A 20,664-nucleotide genomic window follows, 5' to 3' on the forward strand; every position below is an offset into this window, starting at 1 on the left:
CAATAAATTTGAGGAACTCGCGGTAGCGAAATAAAAACTGAAGGATACCTATAAAAAAGACCCAATAATTTTTAAATTATTGAGTCTTATATCAAAATTAATTCACTAAAAAACTGTATCGTTTTTTCAGGGCATTACAAAAACTCTTTTCTAGAATTCAGCACTTTTTGGTGCTCTTGGGAAAGGTATTACGTCACGGATGTTACCCATACCTGTCACAAACAATACAATTCTTTCGAATCCTAAACCGAAACCAGAGTGAGGTGCTGTACCGAACTTACGAAGCTCCAAGTACCACCAAAGCTCCTCTTGAGGAACGCCCATCTCATTCATTCTAGTCAACAGCTTGTCATACGACTCCTCTCTTTGAGAACCACCGATGATTTCACCAATACCAGGGAATAAAACGTCCATTGCTCTTACTGTTTTACCATCATCATTTTGTTTCATGTAGAATGATTTGATGTCTTTAGGGTAATCTGTAAGAATTACTGGCTTCTTATATTCTTTTTCTACTAAGTATCTTTCGTGCTCAGATTGTAAATCAATACCCCAATCTACAGGATATTTGAATTTACCTTTCTTGAATGGCTTAGATCTCTTCAATACTTCGATAGCTTCAGTATAAGTCAATCTTTCGAAGTCATTTTTAGAAACAAAGTCTAAACGCTCTAATAAACCAAGGTCTGAACGCTCATTTTGAGGCTTACCTTTTTGCTCTTGAGCATAACGCTGGTCTAAGAACTTCAAGTCATCAGGACATTGCTCCATAGCGAAGTCGATCAAGTATTTGATCATTTCTTCAGCAAGATCCATGTTGTCATCCAAGTCATAGAACGCCATCTCCGGCTCAATCATCCAGAATTCCGCCAAGTGACGAGAAGTGTTTGAGTTTTCTGCACGGAATGTAGGTCCAAATGTATAAACCTCACCCATTGACATTGCTCCAACTTCTGCTTCCAACTGACCAGATACTGATAAGTTCACTGCTTTACCAAAGAAATCTTCTTTGTAATCCACTTCACCGTCCTCTGTTTTTGGAGGGTTTAAAGGATCGAAGTTTGTTACTCTGAACATCTCACCTGCACCTTCAGCATCAGAACCTGTGATGATAGGCGTGTGCATATAAAGGAATCCTTTTTCGTTGAAGAACTTATGGATACCGTATGCTAAAGCGTTTCTTACTCTGTATACCGCACTCATTACTTGTGTACGAGGGCGTAAGTGAGCTTTCTCTCTTAAGAATTCTAAAGAGTGTCTTTTTGGTTGCAAAGGATACTCATCTGGATCCGCATCACCTAAAATTTCTATCTTCTCAACAACGATTTCGATGCTTTGACCTTTACCTTGAGATTCAACTACTTCACCGTCAATTGATACAGCAGCACTAGTAGTTAATCTTTTAAGTAGATCTTCGTCTGTATTTTCAAAATCTACCACTGCTTGCAAATTATTGATAGTAGAACCGTCATTCAAGGCAATGAAACGATTGCTTCTAAATGTTCTAATCCATCCTTTTACAGTTACTTTGGCTCCAACTTCACCGTGGGCCAGCAAGTCTTTAATCTTTGTTCTTTTCACTTGCGTGGTAGTTTAAATGTTTAAAATAAAAATGACATACTAAATATGTATGTCGAAAATTGAGCACAAATATAAAAAGTTTAGCCTAGTTTTATAGTTACTTTACAACGATTTAATGATTTATGCACTCTTTTATATTGATTCTATTCGAATTGATGTCTCTAAGTCATAATTAACAAAGGTTAATACGCAAAAGTATGTCCTGCCAATTATTTTGAGTAGAATAGAATGTTGAAATGGATAGTACCAATTAAAAATAGTTCCGTTTTATTAATTCAGATTTACAACATCTGTTATTCTTTAAATTCATCTAACTCTATCGACTAATGAAAAGCAAACCAATCCTAGCAGGAAGTGCTGGTGTTATAGTGTTAATCCTATCGTATTTTTTCTTTTTTAATGAATCCTCAGAAGAAGTATTACTGACTAAAGCAAGGTTTGGAGACCTGCATATCAACGTTTCCACTACGGGTGAACTAGAAGCCAAAAACTTCGTGGAAATTCAAGGGCCTATGAAAATGCAACAGGCCGGAATTTGGGAAACAAAACTCAACTCTTTGGTTCCTGAGGGAACTGTTGTCAAAAAAGGGGATAAAGTAGCTCAATTAGATGCTTCATCTTTGGCTGACAAACTCACACAACGTCAATCTGACCTTACAAAAGCCGAATCACAATGGGAACAAAATAAATTGGACACGGCACTTCAGCTTAGTCAGGAAAGAGACAAAATTATCAACCTTGAATTTAGTGTTGAAGAGAAAAAATTAGCATTGGAACAATCTGCTTTTGAACCCCCTGCCACAATCAAACAAGCAGAAATAGAAGTGCTCAAAGCAGAAAGAGATTTAAAGCAAACAAAGTCAAATTACAGCGTGAAGCAACAGCAGCTAAGTGCCAAAATGAGGGAAATTACTGCCACTCTAAATGAAGCGAAAAGGAAGGTTCAGTTTCTACAAGACTTGTTTGCAGAGTTTACCATTTTTGCCCCTGAAGAAGGAATGGTGATTTATGCAAAAGACTGGAATGGCAAGAAAAAGAAAGAAGGATCTACCATCAGAGGATGGGACCCCGTGGTGGCTACTTTGCCCGATTTATCTGTTATGATTTCAAAAACTTATGTCAATGAAGTCGACATCCGTAAAATTAAACCAGAGCAAAAAGTAATGTTAGGATTGGATGCTTTTCCTGATAAAGCACTGACTGGAAAGGTAACCAAAGTAGCCAACGTAGGAGAACAGAAACCTAACTCCGACGCTAAAGTTTTTGAGGTGATTATTCTTGTCAATGAATCTGACAGCACCCTCCGACCTTCTATGACTACTTCTAATGTGATTCAGACCAATTTTATTGAAAACACATTACTTCTGCCTTTAGAAGCCATCCATGCTGAAGGTGATTCTATCAATTATGTTTATAAAAAAGCTGTCAGTGGGTTTGAAAAAAGAGAAGTGAAAACTGGTGAAATGAATGATAAAGATATTGAGATTTTAGAAGGACTTTCTCCTGATGATGTGGTGGCATTGTCTACACCTACCAACGTTTCTAAAGATATTATTTTAATTCAATAAGCAATGGACAGAATACTTATCAACCTGTCAATTGCACTTGAAGCCATTTTAGCCAACACCGTACGATCCATCTTAACTGCTTTGGGTATCATTTTCGGTGTAAGTGCTGTGATTGCCATGCTTGCCGTTGGTCAAGGTGCACAACAGGAAATTTTGGATCAGATGAAACTGGTGGGTGTGAATAATATTGTGATCACTCCAAAAAAAGAGCAATCTGAAGAGAAAATTGCTCAAATGAATCAAGGAGACAAGGAGAAATATTCTCCAGGATTGACAATGCTCGATCTTGAAAATATTAAACATACCATCCCCAACATTCAAAAAGTCAGCCCTGAAATTGAGCTTGAAACTTATATTATTAAAAATGGTATCAGAAGGTCTACAAAATTAATTGGGGTCGAAAATGCCTATTTTGAAATCTATAATCACACCTTATCCTCTGGTACTTTATTTTCTGGTACTCATTTCAAATTTGGTCAAGCCGTCTGTATTATTGGTCGTGGTATTCAAACTAGATTTTTCAGTAAAGAAGATCCCATTGGAAAACAAATCAAATGTGGTGGTCAGTGGCTTACTGTTGTAGGAGTTTTAAAAGAGAGAAGTTCAGCATCTAAAAACTTAGAAAAATTGGGGATTAGAAATGCCAATTTGGATGTTTATATCCCTCTTCAAACCATGTTGATTCGATATCAGGACAGAGCAAAAGTCACAAAGTCTGATATTCAGCAAGCGGCTAGAGATGAGAATAGAAATAACAATGATGAAGAAGAACCAAAAACAGTCAACTATCATCAATTAGATAAAGTGGTGATTCAAATGTCTGAAAGTAACGAGCTTGCTTTAGCCTCTGAAGTTCTACAAAGAATGTTGACCAGAAGACATTTGGACAAAATTGACTTTGAAATTTCAATTCCTGAAATGCTCTTAAAACAGCAGAGAAGGACCAAAGATATATTCAATATTGTCTTAGGTGCCATTGCTTCTATCTCTCTTATTGTTGGCGGGATTGGGATCATGAACATTATGCTGGCTTCTGTACTGGAAAGGATTAAGGAAATTGGATTGAGAATTTCTCTAGGTGCCAAAAAGCACGACATCATTCTTCAGTTTCTATTAGAGGCTGTCTTAATTAGTCTTTCAGGAGGTACAACTGGTGTGATACTAGGTATCGTCTTGGCTGTAATGATTTCTAATATAGCCGACATTCCAACGATCGTTTCTTTCTCCTCTGTACTTATTTCATTTGGTGTGGCCACTTCTATCGGGGTGATCTTTGGTATTTCACCAGCAAGAAAAGCCGCTAATCAAGACCCAATTGAATCTTTGAGATACGAATAAACAAACCATTACTTCAAATGAACTTTAAAAACGCTTTTATATATATTCTTCTATTCTTGAACACTCCCCTATTTGCTCAAGAATTGATGTCGCTGGATCAGGTAATCAGTATTGCCAAAGGGCAGTCACTTTCTTCTCAGCAAGCAGAAAATAGAAAGGAAAATAATTACTGGGTTTACAAACAATTTAAATCCAATTACCTTCCTCAACTTGTTTTAGATGGCTATTTACCTGATTTCAACCGTTCCATCACACCCGTAACACAGCCCGACGGATCGAACGAATTTAGAGGTGTAAGTATGTCCACTTCTCAACTAAATTTAGCTTTACAACAAAATGTTGGTTTAACAGGCGGTTCAATTTATGTTGGATCAAGTCTACAAAGAATTGATAATTTTGAAGGTTTGAATCAAGGTGTTAGTTATGCCGGTCAGCCTTTGGTTATTGGTTTCAATCAACCGCTTTTTAATTTCAATCCTTACAAATATGATAAAGTCATTGAGCCTTTGAAATATGAGGAATCTCAAAAGAAGTTTTCCGAGGAAATGGAACAAGTGGGATATGATGCCACTGAGTATTATTTCAATTTACTGCTTGCTCAAGTCAACAAAAAGGTGGCCGAAACTAACCTTTCAAATAATGATACTATCTTCAAAATTGGTCAAGGCCGTTATAACTTGGGGAAGATTGCTGAGAATGAATTACTCCAGCTCGAATTAAGTGTTATTACTTCAGAAAGGAATTTACAGTCTGCCAATCTGGAAGTTGAAAGAGCCACTTTAAACCTTTTTACTTTTCTAGGTTTAACACCTTCTGACAATGGTGTAAAACTATCTCTCCCTTCAGAAATCCCAGATATATCGATCAGTTCTGATGTGGCTGTGGCTCAAGCAAAACTCAACAGACAACAATACATTAGTTTTCACAGAAGAAAATTAGAAGCAGAAAGAGCCGTTGCTCAAGCGAAGGGTGAAACAGGTTTGCAAGTCAATTTAAATGGTCAGTTTGGTTTAACACAGCAGGCCGGTCAACCTTCAGGTGTATATCAAAATCCGAATGATCAGCAACAGTTTCGTTTGGGCTTCAATATACCCCTTGTCGATTGGGGAAGAAGAAAGTCAAGAGTAGAAACAGCCCTTTCGAATCAAAGACTGGAAGAAAGTACGATTGCACTGCAAGAGCAACGCTTTACGCAAGAAATCTATATGCTGGCAAGGCAAATTCCAATCATCAGAACAAGAGTTCTTTCCACTGAGCGAGCAAAGCTGGTTTCTGAGAAGAGTTATGAAATTGCAAGACAAAGATACTTGGTCGGTAAAATTAGTGTGACGGACTTGAATATTACATTAAGAGACAAAGACAATGCTACAAAGGAGTATCTAGCGGCCTTGAAAGAGTATTGGCTTTCTTTTTATAGATTAAGAGTTTTCACGCTTTATGATTTCCAGAAGAATGAAAAAATTGGATTAAACTAATTTTGGTCTGCGAATTGATATAGTCATAAGTGATAACTTAATTGATCGTATAAAAGATTAAACATAATGAAAAAGATTCACCTTACCTTGGCGGCATTATTCTTCCTTATTTTTTCATGTTCAACAGAACAAACACAAAAGGAATCAGGAGAAGAGGAATATGAAGTGGAAGTAGAAGATTTAAGTAAAGTAGATTCTAAAGCATTATATCTTGAAATTGATTCTCTTAAAAAAGAGGCTTTTGCTTCTGAAGAGTTGAAAATTTCGAAAGCCAAAATGATTGTTCAGATTCTTAATCGCTCCAATGCGAAATTAGATAAAGAGAAAAAGAAAACGGCAAAGTCAGCTATTTCTAAAGCTTCAAAAGCAAAGTATTCTAACTCTAATTTCAATAATAATGAAGAAGTGATGCAATACGATCTACGTATCAGTGAAATGATTGCCGCCCTCAATGATTTGATTGACTCTGTTGATGATTTAGATGCTCAGGAAGAAACAGAGATGATGCTTTCAGAAGTTTCTGACGCAAGTGCTAGAGATACTTTTACAAGAGGATATTATAATAACGCGGTCAAAAAATGGAATAAAATGGCCAAGGATCATAAAGATAAATTGGAAAAGGAAAATCCTAAGGTGAAGATTACTTCGATGGATTATTTTTATGGGGAGGAGCCTTTGTAAAAATATTCTTCAAGAAAAAAGCCTTGTGAATTGTAGTAATTTTCACAAGGCTTTTTTTATTGCTTTTTTAATGATGGTGATAACACATTCACATCCCCATCAATATCATCAGGAACTTTTAATCCTAAAATCTTAGCCACTAAAGGATAGATGTGTATATTTTCAAAGGAATCTATTGTTTTCCCTTTTTGAAAATGATCACCCACACCATAAAAAACTGCATGCATATTTTTCACTTTATATGGATCATAGCCATGCATACCATTACTCACACTTCCTCTTAGATTCCTGAAGGTCATAGGAGGAATTGCCTCACAGAAAATAGCTGGAATACGTTGTCCTTTTGAAAAATGAAGTCTTTCAGGTACTTCTTCTTTTTTATAAACTACAAAACCTTTATTTTCTTGTGCTTTCAATTCTTGATAGGCTTTTTCGATATCAGCTCCTTTTTTAGGATATAAGAAGTATTGAATTCCACCTCCATTCACACATTCAAAATCCTTATATCTTCCAAGGCTTTCTAAAACAATTGAATTCTCTACATCCACCTGTTGCATACCATGATCCGAAACAATAATCAAATCAATAGGATGAGCAGAGGCTTTTACAACTTCGTATAGTTTTCCAATTACTTGATCTAAATATTCTACAGCTTCTTTTGTTTCATTTGCATCAGGCCCGAATAAATGTCCTTGTGTATCTACTAATGAAAAATAAGTAGCGATAAAAGTAGGTCGAACATCATCATCCAATGCTAGCCATTTTTCTATTTGATCTACCCTTTCAAAATAAGGTGTAGGTTTGTTGTATTTAAAATAATATGAAGGTGTCATCCCTTCTACTCTTGCGTCAGATACCGGCCAATAAAATGTAGCTGATTTCTGCCCTTGCTGTTCTGCCAAATTCCATAATGGCGTTCCTTTAAACCACGATCCATCTTTTTTACCAAGCCCAACTTTATAATGTTGTTCACGCTCAGGATCATAAAAATTATTGTGCACCAAACCATTGTTTTGAGGGTACATACCTGTCACAATAGAATAATGGTTAGGAAAAGTTTTGCTAGGATAAGCAGGAATCATAGACTTTGCTTTCACTCCATCCCTTGCAATCTTATCCAGATTGGGTGTGTTGTACTTTTCGGAATAATCGTATCGAAATCCATCTATAGAAACTAAAATAACGGTGTTTTTTGGCTTCTTCTCCTTCTGATGGATTTGGCAAGAAAAGAAAGTTAGTGGTAGAATTACCAAAAGCAGGTAACGATTCATTGTTCTTATTTACAGAAAGTTATTGATATATAATATACAAAAATAAATCTGATACTGTTGATCACAACCTCTGTTACCTTTTATTATGTAAATCAATTTAGAGTAAAGTTCAATTACAGATTCAATCAATTGAGTCTCAACAACTGATGATACTTTATCCTTTTCAAAAGCTCCATTTTATCACCCTCAGATTATTGAATGACACTACACTTGTCATATACCTTCAACTAATTTTAGGTCAACAAAAACAAAATAACAATTAATAAATAAATATTTTTAGGCTTGTCTAAATTTTTTACCTAGATTTGCAACAACAGATAATTAGTCAAATAGAAAACGAAACAACAAGCCATGAAGGCCTACCTAACTACATTTATATTTTTAGCTATTAATTTACTTAGCTTTGGAGGAGATAAAATAACTGTCAAAGGACATGTTACTTCTCATAATGAACATATACCTTTTGCTACAATTTCAGTAAACGACGGTGAATTTGGAACATCGTCAGACGAGACTGGGCATTTTCAAATCCAATTAGAAAAAGGAATTGAATATTCAATAATGATTTCTGCTGTAGGTTATTTACCTGTCACACAAAGTTTCAAAGCTAGAGGCGGGTCTGAAATTCACTTCGACTTGGAAAAAGACCTTCTACAATTAAATGAAGTGATTGTTTCAAGCAGTAGAAGAGAACAAAGCCGTAAGGAAACATCAGCAGTGGTTAATGTTGTGGGTAAAGAAATTTTTATGGCAAGTAACTCAAAAGTGGTTGCGGATGGATTAAACTTTGTTTCAGGAGCTAGAGTTGAAAATACATGTGGTAATTGTGGTGCAAGTGCTTTAAGATTAAATGGACTTGAAGGACCTTACACTCAGATTTTGGTAGATAGCAGACCTGTTTTTAATGGTCTTGTAGGTGTTTATGGTTTAGAGCAGATTCCTGTATCAATGGTTGATCAAGTAGAAGTCGTAAGAGGTGGGGGATCTGTATTATTTGGTGCAAATGCTATTGGCGGTACTGTAAATATTATTACTAAAGCCCCTCAATTCAACTCTTATGAAGTAGGTACTAACTTTGGTACAATTGATGGAAAATCAAACGATATCAATACTTATTTCAACACTTCATTAGTTTCAAAAAATGACAAAACAGGAGCCTACATTTATGGTTCTTATAGACATAGAGATGCTTGGAATGCTAACCCTAATGATATCTGGTATCATGAAGACGACATCAATCAAGCAAACCCAATTAAAGATAACTTCTCACAATTGCCAGAGTTAAAAACGGCTTCTATTGGTACTAAAGTTTATCATCAATTCAATGATCAAAATAAAATCACAGCAGATTTTAAATACTTGAATGAACATAGACGAGGTGGAAACAAATTAGATTTAGCACCACATGAAACCGATATTACTGAGATGATTGATATGAATATCTTAGGAGGAAGTGTGAATTACGACTGGTTTAGCCAAGACAAGAAAACACATGTCAATGCCTATTCTAATCTTCAATATGTCAATAGGGACAGTTATTACGGAGCAAACCAAGCTCCTGATGGATATGGTTTGACAACAGGTACAACTTACGTTGGAGGTGCTCAAGTAAATAGAGACCTTGGTAAAATGTTCAATGCAAACACTTATTTTGTAGCAGGTGTTGAATATATTTTCGATAAAATTGAAGATCAGAAAAATGGTTATACTGATCCTGAAACAGGTGAAAAAGTAGGAAATGCTATCATCTCTGATCAAGAGTCTAGCACAATGGCTGTTTTTGCTCAAAATGAATGGAAAGGAAAAAAGCTTTCTGTATTAGTTGGAGCAAGAATGGATTATGTTCAGATTAATGACTTGGCAAACGCTGAAAATAATAAGAGTGTACCTGCTATTAACCCTAGAATCAACTTAAAGTATAACTTAACAAAAGATATGCAAATAAGAGGTGGTTTTGCTACTGGCTTTAGAGCACCTCAAATGTTCTCTGAAGATTTGCACGTTGAAGTACAAGGAGGACAAGCGGTGAGAACTGTTTTAGATCCAGACTTAAAGCCTGAAACTTCACTTTCTTATAATTTAGCGTGGGATTGGGAGAAGAAAATTGGTAATGTACAAACCTACTTCTTAGTTGAAGGTTTTCATACAAGAATCAAAGATAGATTTGATAACCAATTGACTGAACTTGACGATGGCACTTTAATCAACTACAAGAGAAATTCCCTTTCTGATGCAGTAGTTCAAGGTTTCAATATCGAAGCTAAAGTAGCCCCTTCTCAGAACTTAGATTTCCAAGCTGGCTTTACTATTCAGACTGCAGAATATGAAGAGGAAAACCAATGGGGTGATGAAGAAACAAGTACTTCAAAATATATACTAAGAACACCTAATCAGTACGGATCATTTACGATGAATTACCGTCCTGCACAAAAGTGGCAAACTTCACTGACAGGTGTTTATACTGGTAGCATGCATGTACCTTACATTCCTGGAGGTTTTATCAATGGTGAATTGACAACTGAAGAGGAGCTGATTAAAACAGAATCATTTATGGATATGAGTGTAAAAGTGTCTTACACTACTAAATTAAGCAAGAATGCGAATATCCAATTCGGTGGTGGGGTAAAGAACATCTTCAACCAAATGCAAGATCAATTTGTAAGTGGTCCTGATAAAGACGCCGCCTTCGTTTATGGTCCTATTACTCCTAGAATGTTTTTCTTTGAAGTGAAAATTGGAAACCTCTTGAACTAATATTTAAGTTCAATTCATATCACACGGTGAAAAAAGCGCGATTCATAAACGAATTATGAGTCGCGCTTTTTTTTGTTTTTTTTCTTTTTAACTGGAGTACAATCGAAACAGAAGTCCGATAACTTTTCTAACTCACTTTGAATCTCTAAATGTTTACTCTCTAGAACCTCTTTTTTTCTCCCAAAATCAGATTCATTAAGAAGCTGAGACATTTCGGATAACATTTTTTGATGATGCATTGTAAAATAGGATTGAAAAATTGAGATGTTGGAAAATGTTTTTTTATTCAAAAATAACTCTTTTCTGATTTTCCTTGTGTACAATTCTGCTAAATCAAATTCTACTTGTGCATAATCAACCATACTCTGTGCCATCTCCATATTAGGTGCTGTTATAATTGCAGCGTTAGAATTAAATGTAGCTTTAAATGCTTGATTAAAATTTTTCTTAAACATTAATTCATACCCAGTCATTTGGTACCCCATTTCCAACATCACTCCTGATTGAATAGAATAAGATGATAGTGTATTTGATACTTGGGTGCTAGGAGATCGAAAATCTTCAAATGTTAGTTCAATATCTTCTTTCCATTGTATTTTCATTTGTCCGAACGCTGTAAAAGAAAAACAGCAGATCATTAATGTTAATATCAACTTCATAAATTAAAGAGGAGTTTGTTTAATAAATAGTTTATTTTTCAAATATAATTCTTTTTAAAAGAAAAAAGGCCTAACATGTTAATGTTAGACCTTTGTTATATCTATAATTTATATGACTATCTGTGCATCATATTTTCCATTGCTGCTATATTTCCTGCTTTAAAATTGGCTTCATCAACCATTCCTCCAATAAGGAATAAATCTATTATCCATCCTATTCCAAAAACTCCTCCTGTTAAAAGATAAACAATTCCTGAAGTTGTTTTTCCTAAATAAAATCTATGTATTCCTAAAAGTCCGAAGAAGAACCACAATAAATAAGCAACTAAACTTGATTTCATTTTACTATTTGTTTTTAATTGACACTTATTATATAATACGATTTTCAATAAGCTAGGTTGCATGTTTTATTAGAATTCTTGTAAGATTGTATATTCCGTATAAATCAAGACTTAAGTACCTGTTCAAAATTATCTATAGCTTAAATGCATTTAAACTATATTTAATTATGATCAGCTACTTATGAATTTTAAATGGATATTATTTGTGAATCGATTATAAATATAAGGGCAAACAAAAAAGGGCTAAACACTAAGTGCTTAACCCTTCAAATATAACTAAACGTTAAAATTAGTTCTGATAATCAGTCTCGTTACCTGAGAATGATGCACGAGTGAATTCTCTGTTCAATCTTGCGATATGAGAAATAGAGATTTCTTTCGGACATACAGCCTCACATGCACCTGTGTTAGTACAAGCACCGAAACCTTCAGCATCATGTTGCTCTACCATTGCGATCGCACGACGCTTACGCTCTGCACCACCTTGAGGTAATAAAGCTAACTGAGATACTTTCGCTGAAGTGAATAGCATTGCTGAAGCATTTTTACATGCAGCAACACAAGCACCACAACCGATACACTGCGCAGCATCCATTGCCTCATCCGCTACAGTTTTAGGGATAGCAATTTCATTTGCGTCAGGTACACCACCAGTAGATACTGTAACGTAACCACCAGCTTGCATGATTCTATCAAAAGAAGTACGGTCTACAACCAAATCTTTCAATACTGGGAATGCAGAAGCTCTCCAAGGCTCAACAACGATAGTTTCACCGTCATTGAAAGTACGCATATGCAACTGACAAGTAGTGATACCGTGCTTAGGACCGTGAGGCTTACCATTGATATATAAAGAACACATACCACAAATACCTTCACGACAATCGTGATCGAAGTGGATAGGGTCGTTACCTTTCTTTAATTCGTTCTCGTTAAGAACGTCTAACATTTCTAGGAAAGACATATCAACTGATACATCCTTTACTTCATATGACTCAAATTTACCCGGCTTGTTTTCACCAGCCTGACGCCAAATTTTAAGTTTTATATTAATTGTTTTTCCTGCCATGATCTTCAAATTGTAGGTGTTAGTTTGCTAACAACCTGTTTGTTGATTTTGTTTGAAGAAGAGTTGAGTCACCCCAACCCTTCGATAAATTACTTGTAAGAACGTTGCGTTAACTTCACGTTTTCGAATACAAGGTCTTCCTTAGTTAATGAAGGATCTTTACCTTCTCCTTCATAACCCCAAGCTGCAACATACGAGAACTCTTCGTCCTGACGTAATGCCTCACCTTCTTCAGTTTGTGATTCTTCACGGAAGTGACCACCACAAGACTCAGAACGGTTGTGTGCGTCAATTACCATCAACTCACCTAATTCTAAGAAGTCTTCTAAACGTAATGCTTTCTCAAGCGTCATGTTTAACTCCTCGTTAGCACCGATTACTTTCAAGTCTTTGTTGAACTCTTTACGTAATTCTTGGATCATACCACGAGCTTTCTCCAAACCTTCTTTGTTACGTGACATACCACAGTATTCCCACATGATGTGGCCTAATTTCTTGTGGATATCATCAGGAGTTTGGTTACCCTTGATATTTAATAATTTATCGATTCTTGCTTGCGCTTCTTTTTCAGCTTGAGCAAAAGCAGGATTTGATTTATCAACAGCTTGACCTAATGGAAGTGTTGCAATGTAATCACCAATTGTGTAAGGGATTACGAAGTAACCATCCGCTAAACCTTGCATTAATGCTGATGCACCTAAACGGTTAGCACCGTGATCAGAGAAGTTCGCCTCTCCTAATGCATAAAGACCAGGAACGTTAGTTGATAAATTGTAATCTACCCAAAGACCACCCATTGTATAGTGAACTGCAGGGTAAATCATCATTGGAACCTCGTAAGGGTTGTCGTCAGTAATTTGCTTGTACATGTCAAACAAGTTACCATACTTCGCCTCGATTGTTTTCTGTCCATCACGCTTGATTGCATCAGCGAAATCTAAGAATACAGCAAGACCAGTAACACCAACACCTCTTCCTTCGTCACATACCATCTTCGCGTTACGAGATGCTACGTCACGAGGTACCAAGTTACCGAATGAAGGATATCTTCTTTCTAAGTAGTAATCTCTTTCTGATTCAGGAAGTTTCATAGCTTCAGCAGCTGTGATCTTCGCATGTTTTTTATCTTTTGGAACCCAAACACGACCATCGTTACGTAATGACTCTGACATCAACGTTAATTTCGATTGGTAATCACCGTGTACAGGAATACAAGTAGGGTGAATTTGCGTGAAACAAGGGTTAGCAAACTTAGCTCCTTTCTTGTATGCTCTCCAAGCAGCAGAACCATTTGAAGCCATTGCGTTTGTAGAAAGGAAGAATACGTTACCGTAACCACCAGTACAAAGCAATACAGCGTGACCTGCGTGAGATTCAACTTTACCAGTTACTAAATCACGAGTTACAATACCTTTAGCAGCACCGTCGATAGTTACTACGTCAAGCATTTCTTTACGTGTGTGCATTTTTACTTTACCAGTGTTCACCATTTTAGTCAACGCTGAGTATGCACCTAATAGTAATTGTTGTCCCGTTTGACCACGAGCGTAGAACGTACGGGATACTTGAGCACCACCGAATGAACGGTTGTCCAATAACCCACCGTAATCACGAGCGAATGGTACACCTTGAGCTACACATTGGTCAATAATTTCTGTAGATACTTCCGCTAAACGGTGAACGTTTGCTTCACGTGATCTATAGTCACCACCTTTAATTGTATCGTAGAATAAACGGAAAACTGAGTCACCGTCATTTTGATAGTTTTTAGCGGCGTTGATACCACCTTGTGCTGCAATTGAGTGAGCACGACGAGGTGAATCTTGGAAACAGAACGCGTCTACATTGTATCCTAATTCTGCTAAAGTTGCAGCAGCTGATGCTCCTGCTAAACCTGTACCTACGACAATGATATTAAATTTTCTCTTGTTCGCAGGGTTAACAAGTTTTACGTTGAATTTATGTTTTTCCCACTTCTCGGCTAATGGGCCTGCAGGGATTTTTGATTCTAATGACATTCTATTCTATATTTTAATGTTATTGATTAATAACTCTGTAATGTTTTGTTTTGAAAAGTTGTTTTATTAACTGTTCAAAAACATTACAACTGGAATTGCTCCAAATAATGCTGGAACGATAATAGAATATGCTTTACCTAATAAAGCGATAATTGGAGTGTATCTCTTATTATTTAATCCTAATGTTTGGAAAGCACTTGCAAAGCCATGCCATAAGTGGAATGCCAATACAAACATAGAAATTACGTAAGCTGCAACAATCATTGGATTAGCATAAGATACGGCAACTACAGAATAAAGGTCTTTCATTACTACACCATCAATAGTTGTAGTTGAAATTTCGCCTCTTAATTCGTGCATCACTGCCCAGTATTGTGCTAAGTGAACTACTAAGAATACTGCGATTACAGATCCTAACACTCCCATGTACTTCGATACTTGAGAACCGTCTTTGTTTGTTACTTTGTAAGCTTCTCCGCCTCTAGCTTTTTTGTTTTGTGCAGTTAAAATAATTGCGTAAACAATGTGAGCTACGAAGAATGCCTTAAATACAGTTGCAATAAATTGAACTGCAGGATTGGTAGACATAAAATGTGCGTAAACATTAAAAGCTTCAGCCTTTCCAAATAATAACGTCATGTTACCAGACACGTGTCCGGCTAAGAATAAGATGAGTAAAATACCTGAGAGAGACATCATAATCTTTCTCCCGATTGTACTACTCAACGATTTCTGCCAACTCATAAAAATTAACGTTTAGATAAATATTGTGGTGAGATAGTTCTCTAATTTATTTCGTTGCAAAATTATACCTCAACTAAAACAGATACAATAATCGTGGTCAGCAGAACCTTATTTTGAATAAATCTAAACAACACAAACAGTTCACTTTCTGCCTAGATTTCTCTGTTCATATAACACTGAATTACAATGCAATACAACCTTGTAAATAAGATTTAATAGTCGACAAGACACTTGTAAAAGTAAAATGTTTCCTTTAAAAGGAAACAAAAGTCATCTTTTCAAATTAATGTAAATGCATAAAAAAAGGCTACGAATTTTCGCCAATTCATAACCTTTCATTAAATTACTATATTTTACCTTTATGATTCTAACATCCCAACCCAAGTAGTAAAGGCTGAAAAGTTCGTTTCAACGGGTTTAGTTTCAAAAATTCCAAAAAGAGTGGAACCCGAGCCAGTCATACTAGCATACATTGCTCCTTCCTTATACAATTGCTCCTTTATCTCTTTTATCTGCGGATAATTTTTAAAGATGCCTTGCTCAAAATCATTATTGACTTTCTCCTTCCAAACTGTCACTTCACCTTCTACCACCTTTTTCAAGTCTTCTTCTAATTCCATTGGAACCACTCCTGAATAAGCCTCTTTTGTTGAGATATGAATATTAGGATTGACCATCATAATCCATTTCCCTGAAAGGGATAAATCAATTTTAGAAAACACTTCCCCTCTACCTGTTACCCACATCGGGTTATTGGTAATAAAAAATGGACAATCACTTCCTAACTCCAAAGCGTATTCTTCTAGTTTTTCAACAGATAGATTTAATTCAAAAATATCATTCAACATTTTCAAAGCATAGGCACCATCAGCAGAACCTCCACCTAAACCTGCTCCAATTGGAATAGCTTTATGCAAATGCATTGCTACAGGTGAGATATCATAATCTTTTTTTAATAAGTGATAAGCTTTTAAACATAAATTTCCTTCAGCATCACCAGGTATATTAATCCCAGTACTGGAAAAGGACAATTCTTCACTTGGCACAATTTCTAGAACATCAGTCCATCCTATTGGATAGAAACACGATGCTATATCATGGTACCCATCTTCTCTTTTGTTTGTTATGGCTAAACCAATATTAATTTTAGCGTTTGGAAAGGAAATCATTATTCAATTGACGATTGTAGTTTTACTTGGAACAGCGAAGTTACGAATTGAAATGATTAATCTATACGTTACTTGACGAATTTTCTGTATAACCAATTATTAAAAATCAAGCCTATTATAATTAAAATCCCCCATTGTGTTATAATAGTGGCATTTGAATATACATCAAAGAAATTCCATTTACCTTCTTTCGTAAACCATGGTGCCTCACTATACCCTTGAGACATCCACCACCAAACAAGGAATACACCGATACCTATATTAAGGTACATTGCTATTTTATAAAGTAATGTTGGTATAATAATACTGGAGTCTTTATCGATATAACCTTCTTTAAATTTTTCAATTCCATTCTTTTGCACAGCAAAATTGATAAATAAACCTGAAATCAATAATCCAAGTCCCCATACCCAATCTTGATTCGAGAAAAAGTCCAAAGAAATGGCAGATGGCATTCCAAAAGCAATACATAAAATAGCCGTAATGATACTAGCCTTCGTTCTTTTGAATTCCAAATCTGTAAATGTTTTAATGCACAACTCAATCATACTGATTAAAGAACTAAAAGCGGCCATTGTGAATGCGATAAAAAATATAACCCCTAGAAACTCTCCATAAGGAATTCTAGCAAAAAGTAATGGAATAATCGTAAACGTCAAAGCTGTGTTCCCAGATTGTAAATAAGAGATCGCTTGAGTATCATCAACAGCAATTGCAAAAACGGCAGGCAAAATGGCTATACCCGCTATTAAAGACGCTACATTATTGCCAATCCCACTAATCAAGATATTAAAAGTCACATCTTCTTTTTCTCTGGAATAAGAGGCAATTGTTAGCATCAACCCCCAACCTGCTCCTGTACTCCATGCGGACTGTGTAACAGCTTCTATCCAAACTTTTGAATTGAAAAATAATGTAGGGTCAATATGAAACATGTATTGTAACCCTTTTGGTCCATTTTCTGTCGATAATGCCACTGCTGAAACTAACAGCATCAAAAAAAGGAGCGACGGAATGAGTATTTTATTTACTCTCTCCAAACCTTGCTGTATACCTTTGTATAACATAAAAACGGCAAACAAAACCACTCCAATATGCAGTGATACAGTCAATACACTCCCATTCGCTACATTCAGCCAATATTGATCTAGAAAACTTTGATTCAAATTTTCAAGAGCTGTTTTATCTTCTAATAACGTTGTTGAAAGCCCTACATATCTCAACCCCCAAGCTGTTACTACAGAATAATAAAACGTAATACCCAGTGTACAAACCGTAATAAAGAACCCCATCCAAGTGTACTTTTTTCCTGCCGCTTGAGCAAAAGAAGCTATTACTCCTTGTTTAAACTTTTTTCCGATAGAAAACTCTGAAAGTAAAATTGGAATTGACCATATAAATAAGAATAAAAACCATAGAATGATAAATGTTCCCCCATACTGCCCTGCCAAACGTGGAAACCTCCATAAGTTCCCTGCTCCAATAGCCATTCCTAATGAAGCTAAAATTACACCCCATTTACTACTGAACTGTTCAACATTTTCTTTCATAGTCTCGTTTGTTTATTATGGTTTAAATCACTAATTATTAAATTAGCTATGGTTTAAGTTGAGTTTAAAACTCCAAGTTAAAAAATAAAATTGAAGGACAGAGATGATTGAATCGATAAAACACTACATAAAAACATACATTAGTATAAGATATGGTTTAGCTGGAGCTCTCTTTTTAGGTGTTTTAGTTTTTGGTATCAATTACTATGATGCACAATCTATTCCTTTAGCCACAACTGCGGCATTAAAACAAAGTGCCTATACATTCCTTTTTGGTGGCTATGTATCGGCACTTTGTGAGAGATATACCTCGAAAGGTGAGTTTATAAAAGGAGTTTTGATTCCTTCAACTATAGCAATTATTGCAACTTATACAGTTCATTCCTTTAAAGGAACCCCTAACCCGGAATTATCAACAGTTCCAACTTTGATTTTTGCTCCTTTAGGTTTCCTATTTATTGCTAGGAACAAAAAGAAAGAAATTCAAAAAGAAAATTAAAGTGACCTCGCTATTCTCAAACCTAAGAAGTTCATCTTTACATCAGGTTTATCAAAATTACGGTAAGCTGGCCGGCAGAAAACTTCTTCACTTATAAAAGACCCTCCTCTATACACTTTTGTAGTTCCATTTTGAACGCCTTGAGGATTAGTTTTAGTGGCCTGTTTATAAGAAGACTCACTGTACCAATCATTGACCCACTCCCATACATTACCTTGCAGATCATAAATTCCCAATTCATTTGCTACTTTAGTACCAACTTCTTGATGTTGATTATCCTGTGCATTTGTGATAATCCAAGCTCTTTGGGAGATATTCTGAGAAGCAACATCTGTCTCAGATACTTTCTTTCCTCCTCGAGCAACATATTCCCATTCAGATTCGGTAAGTAAACGGTAATCTTTACCTGTCAATGTATTTAACTTTTTCAAAAACTCCTGACAATCATCCCATGAAACTGTTTCCACTGGATGGTTCCCCATTTTCATCTCACTGGGATTATTACCCATTACAGCTCCCCAAAGTGCTTGTGTCACTTCATATTTACCAACGAAAAAACCATCAATAGTAACCTCATGAACAGGAACAGACGGATTTACTCCATTATCTAATAAAAGATCTCCTTTTTTGTCTCCCATTTTAAAAGTGCTTCCTTTTACGAAAACCATATCAAAGCTTACACCTTGTGCTGTATCTGAATAGTTTTTTTTCTTTTGTGCAAAAGATGATTGAAATATCAATAAGCAAAAAAGAAATAGAACGGATTTTGTCATTTTATTGTACATGAAGCAATTCAAATAATTTAGTTTAAAGTATATAGTGTTTATTCCACCTTTACAGATGTATCATTTTATGAAAATAAATAAAAAAGGTCAAATAATGCTCTTTATTTGACCTTGTATTTATACTTTATAAAAGTTTTTTAATAATATCTACAATAGTAATCCCTTCTGCTTCTGCCTTAAAGTTTCTTACAACCCTATGTCGTAAAACGCTTACAGCTACAGCTTTGATATCTTCTATATCAGGGGAATATTTACCGGATAAGATTGCATGACACTTTGCTGCTATCACTAAATATTGTGATGCTCTTGGCCCTGCACCCCAATCCACGAATTTATTAGTATAATCATCTGCCAACTCAGAATTTGGACGAGTTTTATGCACTAATTTCACGGCATATTCAACCACATTATCAGCAATTGGAACTCTGCGGATTAAATGTTGGAAATATAAAATCTCTTCCGATCCCATTACTCTCTGTACCTCTTTTTTCTCATCATTAGTAGTTGCTTTCACAACATTTACCTCATCTGCATACGAAGGGTAATCCAAAATAATATTAAACATAAAACGATCTAACTGTGCTTCAGGCAAAGGGTAAGTACCTTCTTGCTCAATAGGGTTTTGTGTTGCTAGTACAAAGAAAGGCTTCTCTAATTGAAACTCTTGGTTAGCAATCGTCACCTTATATTCTTGCATTGCTTCCAAAAGAGCAGACTGTGTTTTTGGAGGTGTACGGTTAATCTCATCAGCTAGAATAATGTTTGAAAAAATGGGACCCTTAACGAATTTGAATTTACGATCTTGATCCATGGTCTCCGCACCCAAAATATCTGAAGGCATCAAGTCTGGCGTAAACTGAATTCTACTAAAGTCTAAATCTAAAGCCTGAGCCACAGTATTGATCAATAGGGTTTTCGCTAATCCTGGAACACCTTGTAATAAGGCATGTCCTTGACTAAAAATAGCCGTCAATACAAAATGCACGGTATCTTCCTGACCAATTACAACTTTCCCTATTTCCGCTTTTAATTGATTATATTTTTTATGTAATGCATCTGCTGCTTCTTTATCAGATCCAAAAGTGATTTTTGATGTCATGTTTTAATTGTTATTCTAGCGACATTATTGATTGCTAAAAGCAAAATAAAAAATCAATGAAGT

At 35.6% G+C, this 20,664-nt stretch carries 17 protein-coding genes; 6 read left to right on the forward strand and 11 right to left on the reverse strand.

Annotated features, from left to right (window positions below; translation table 11 throughout):
• Positions 1 to 150 precede the first annotated feature (150 nt).
• Positions 151 to 1,581 carry an asparagine--tRNA ligase gene (gene asnS / locus AVL50_RS03285; protein WP_062615058.1) on the reverse strand — a complete coding sequence of 477 codons (1,431 nt, stop codon included), beginning with the start codon at positions 1,579 to 1,581 and terminating at the stop codon, positions 151 to 153.
• A 326-nt stretch (positions 1,582 to 1,907) separates the two neighbouring features.
• Between asnS and AVL50_RS03290 the strand changes: the two genes are divergently transcribed.
• The 4 genes from AVL50_RS03290 to AVL50_RS03305 all read left to right on the forward strand — a co-directional run bounded on the left by AVL50_RS03290 (position 1,908) and on the right by AVL50_RS03305 (position 6,643).
• Positions 1,908 to 3,149, forward strand: coding sequence for an efflux RND transporter periplasmic adaptor subunit (locus AVL50_RS03290; RefSeq protein ID WP_062615059.1), 1,242 nt, complete (start codon positions 1,908 to 1,910; stop codon positions 3,147 to 3,149).
• Positions 3,150 to 3,152: 3 nt separating this feature from the next.
• Positions 3,153 to 4,487 carry an ABC transporter permease gene (locus tag AVL50_RS03295; protein WP_062615060.1) on the forward strand — a complete coding sequence of 445 codons (1,335 nt, stop codon included), beginning with the start codon at positions 3,153 to 3,155 and terminating at the stop codon, positions 4,485 to 4,487.
• A gap of 17 nt (positions 4,488 to 4,504) precedes the next feature.
• On the forward strand, positions 4,505 to 5,962 hold the full coding sequence (locus AVL50_RS03300) for a TolC family protein (RefSeq protein ID WP_063850526.1): 1,458 nt from the start codon (positions 4,505 to 4,507) through the stop codon (positions 5,960 to 5,962).
• A 66-nt stretch (positions 5,963 to 6,028) separates the two neighbouring features.
• The gene (locus tag AVL50_RS03305; protein WP_062615062.1) at positions 6,029 to 6,643 is read left to right on the forward strand and encodes a hypothetical protein; all 615 of its coding nucleotides are present in this window, start codon (positions 6,029 to 6,031) and stop codon (positions 6,641 to 6,643) included.
• Positions 6,644 to 6,699: 56 nt separating this feature from the next.
• Here AVL50_RS03305 and AVL50_RS03310 read toward each other — a convergent pair whose 3' ends face one another.
• Positions 6,700 to 7,914 (reverse strand): ectonucleotide pyrophosphatase/phosphodiesterase, encoded by a 1,215-nt coding sequence (locus AVL50_RS03310; RefSeq protein ID WP_062615063.1) that lies wholly within the window; start codon positions 7,912 to 7,914, stop codon positions 6,700 to 6,702.
• Between the two features lie 351 nt (positions 7,915 to 8,265).
• On the opposite strand from AVL50_RS03310, the gene AVL50_RS03315 reads away from it, so the two are divergent.
• Positions 8,266 to 10,668, forward strand: a complete 2,403-nt coding sequence (locus AVL50_RS03315; protein ID WP_062615064.1) for a TonB-dependent receptor — start codon at positions 8,266 to 8,268, stop codon at positions 10,666 to 10,668.
• A 53-nt stretch (positions 10,669 to 10,721) separates the two neighbouring features.
• Here AVL50_RS03315 and AVL50_RS03320 read toward each other — a convergent pair whose 3' ends face one another.
• From AVL50_RS03320 to AVL50_RS03350, 7 genes are all read right to left on the reverse strand, one after another.
• Positions 10,722 to 11,270: a hypothetical protein gene (locus AVL50_RS03320; protein WP_157491125.1), complete on the reverse strand. Its 549-nt coding sequence runs from the start codon at positions 11,268 to 11,270 to the stop codon at positions 10,722 to 10,724.
• Positions 11,271 to 11,443: 173 nt separating this feature from the next.
• Complete coding sequence (locus AVL50_RS03325) at positions 11,444 to 11,668, reverse strand: TM2 domain-containing protein (RefSeq protein WP_062615066.1); 225 nt, start codon at positions 11,666 to 11,668, stop codon at positions 11,444 to 11,446.
• A gap of 289 nt (positions 11,669 to 11,957) precedes the next feature.
• Positions 11,958 to 12,722 carry a succinate dehydrogenase/fumarate reductase iron-sulfur subunit gene (locus AVL50_RS03330; protein ID WP_062615100.1) on the reverse strand — a complete coding sequence of 255 codons (765 nt, stop codon included), beginning with the start codon at positions 12,720 to 12,722 and terminating at the stop codon, positions 11,958 to 11,960.
• 104 nt (positions 12,723 to 12,826) lie between these two features.
• The gene (locus tag AVL50_RS03335) at positions 12,827 to 14,755 is read right to left on the reverse strand and encodes a fumarate reductase/succinate dehydrogenase flavoprotein subunit (protein ID WP_062615067.1); all 1,929 of its coding nucleotides are present in this window, start codon (positions 14,753 to 14,755) and stop codon (positions 12,827 to 12,829) included.
• Between the two features lie 66 nt (positions 14,756 to 14,821).
• On the reverse strand, positions 14,822 to 15,499 hold the full coding sequence (locus AVL50_RS03340) for a succinate dehydrogenase cytochrome b subunit (protein ID WP_062615068.1): 678 nt from the start codon (positions 15,497 to 15,499) through the stop codon (positions 14,822 to 14,824).
• A gap of 359 nt (positions 15,500 to 15,858) precedes the next feature.
• Positions 15,859 to 16,668 (reverse strand): 4-(cytidine 5'-diphospho)-2-C-methyl-D-erythritol kinase, encoded by an 810-nt coding sequence (ispE, locus tag AVL50_RS03345; protein WP_062615069.1) that lies wholly within the window; start codon positions 16,666 to 16,668, stop codon positions 15,859 to 15,861.
• Positions 16,669 to 16,736: 68 nt separating this feature from the next.
• Positions 16,737 to 18,218: a sodium-dependent transporter gene (locus AVL50_RS03350; protein WP_062615070.1), complete on the reverse strand. Its 1,482-nt coding sequence runs from the start codon at positions 18,216 to 18,218 to the stop codon at positions 16,737 to 16,739.
• 103 nt (positions 18,219 to 18,321) lie between these two features.
• Between AVL50_RS03350 and AVL50_RS03355 the strand changes: the two genes are divergently transcribed.
• Positions 18,322 to 18,717, forward strand: a complete 396-nt coding sequence (locus tag AVL50_RS03355; RefSeq protein WP_062615071.1) for a hypothetical protein — start codon at positions 18,322 to 18,324, stop codon at positions 18,715 to 18,717.
• On the opposite strand, the gene AVL50_RS03360 is transcribed toward AVL50_RS03355, so the two are convergent.
• The gene (locus AVL50_RS03360) at positions 18,714 to 19,490 is read right to left on the reverse strand and encodes an SUMF1/EgtB/PvdO family nonheme iron enzyme (RefSeq protein ID WP_172826752.1); all 777 of its coding nucleotides are present in this window, start codon (positions 19,488 to 19,490) and stop codon (positions 18,714 to 18,716) included. The two genes, AVL50_RS03355 and AVL50_RS03360, sit on opposite strands and share 4 nt — an antisense overlap.
• A 136-nt stretch (positions 19,491 to 19,626) precedes the next feature.
• Positions 19,627 to 20,601 carry an AAA family ATPase gene (locus AVL50_RS03365; protein ID WP_371258982.1) on the reverse strand — a complete coding sequence of 325 codons (975 nt, stop codon included), beginning with the start codon at positions 20,599 to 20,601 and terminating at the stop codon, positions 19,627 to 19,629.
• Positions 20,602 to 20,664 lie beyond the last annotated feature (63 nt).

Source organism: Flammeovirga sp. SJP92 (assembly GCF_001583495.1).
Classification (GTDB): Bacteria; Bacteroidota; Bacteroidia; order Cytophagales; family Flammeovirgaceae; genus Flammeovirga.